Origin of the sequence: uncultured Brachyspira sp. (genome assembly GCF_934747485.1) — a bacterium.
Lineage (GTDB): Bacteria > Spirochaetota > Brachyspiria > Brachyspirales > Brachyspiraceae > Brachyspira.
Map to the genome: position 1 here is coordinate 1 of NZ_CAKVGN010000128.1, position 1,906 is coordinate 1,906.

At 26.0% G+C, this 1,906-nt stretch carries 3 protein-coding genes; all 3 read left to right on the forward strand.

Annotated features, from left to right (window positions below):
• Window positions 1-219 (forward strand): hypothetical protein (locus Q0H31_RS13130; protein WP_295298917.1); only part of this gene is annotated, 219 nt, incomplete at its 5' end.
• 71 nt (window positions 220-290) lie between these two features.
• Entirely contained in the window at window positions 291-914 is a 624-nt protein-coding gene (locus Q0H31_RS13135) for a hypothetical protein (RefSeq protein ID WP_295298918.1), read from the forward strand.
• A gap of 15 nt (window positions 915-929) precedes the next feature.
• On the forward strand, window positions 930-1,906 hold a 977-nt coding region (locus tag Q0H31_RS13140; RefSeq protein ID WP_295298920.1), incomplete at its 3' end, for a hypothetical protein.

Genomic DNA, 1,906 nt, shown 5'->3' on the forward strand with positions numbered 1-1,906 from the left:
ATAGTTGGTAATGGGCCTCAGACTGGTATAAAAGTAGAAAGAAAACAGTGGTATGCTTTATGGGGATTAGTTCCTGTCGGTTTTGTAGATACTAAAGAATTAGCAGGTGATGCAAAAGATTATGAGATATATACTAGGCAAAATGCTGGAGACTTCTTCTTAAATCTTTTAACAGGTATTGTTACTTTCCAAAGCAGAACAGTAACTGTTACTAAATAAAATTTAATTGTTTATATTTGTGGACTATTATAAAAGTTTTATGATAGTCCTAATTATTAAGGTAAGTATTGATGAGAAGAAATATTTTTTATTTATTATTAATCTTGTTATTGTTAAGCTGCAATAAAAAAGAGAATATAAATGAGTCTTATAATAATGATGCAGCAAATTATTTGGATTTGTTTTCTAATAAAGAAATTAATTTTAAGAAATTAGAGTTTGGCAGAGATATTTCTACTAATGAAAGATATTTTATTACAAATGTTTCTGTAAGTTTTATTCCTCCAATAAATTCTATTAAATTAACAGATGAAGAGAGGGATAATATAATTTCTAAAACAGGTTATGGAAAAGGTTATTTTGATATTGATAGTATGTTTATAGACGAGAAAATAAAAATAACATGTTTATCAGGATATACTAAACAAGAGGGGGATAATCTTAATTCTTTAATTAGTTTTATAAGAAAGATGAATAATGGAAATAATTTTACAGAAGAATATTATACTATTAATGGCAAAAAAAATATTCAGTTTAAAATTAATATAGATAGTGCTACTTGCATACTTTATACAATTTTTGAAGCCAATAATGGTTATTATTTTATATTGAATTACACATTTCCTATTTCCTATTTGGAAGATTCTCTAATTAGAATAGCAAATTCTTTGAATAGTGTTAATTTCAAGTTGTAAATATTATATTTTTTTATGAGATTAAAATTCTTTTTTTTAATATTTTTATTTTTTTCATTTTCTTTGTACTCTCAAGATAATGAAGCTATGGATTCCAATACAAAAGAAGTAAAATCTAAATGGTTATTTAACCCTTTTAGAGCTTATGATACTGATAAATATTTATATGGTTGGTTAGACCCTTATGTTTATAATAGTAAATATTGGATAGGCGATATATTCAATATAGAGGAGATGTATACAAATCCAAATTATAATTTTGATAATATGGCTTTTTTTCATCAGCCTACTTTAGGTTCTGAAATATATCCAATAGCCTTTAATTATAAGGATAAACATAGATTTAGAATAGGTGTTGGTTATCTTACTCAATTTTTTTTATCTGTTTATAAGCCTCATAGCAGTGTTTTGTATGGAGAGAGTTTATTTTTTGGTACTTATATGCAAGTAGAGTTATATTTTGATTATATATATAATGACACATTAAGATTTAGATTTACTCCTGTTCGTCATATATGTACGCATATAGGCGGAGACATACTTGGTGATGATAAGCTTTATGATAGAAATAAGGAAGAGTTTAGAGATTCCAGCATAGAGCTTATGCACTTTTCTCTTAACTATAAATATGGGTATTTTAGTTTTTATGGAGGATTTTCTTTCGCCATTACAGGCTTTTATGAATCAAATTTTGTAAATCTATTTAGTTTATATTATGGTACAGATTTTAGATATCCTTTGTGGGGGGAGATAAGTTTAATTACAGGTTTTTATTTTGGTATTGATTATGATAGAATAAACACAGTTGAAAGGACAGCAAATCCTGATGGTTATAAGATTATATATAGTTATGATAAATTATATCCGTCTATAGCTTTTGGTATTGGAGTAGAGATTTATAGATTTACTATAGGATTAAAATATGAGTATATGCGTTCAAGACAATTATATGCCTATAGAAGCATGGAAAGTAAATTAGGTGTTGAGGTTAC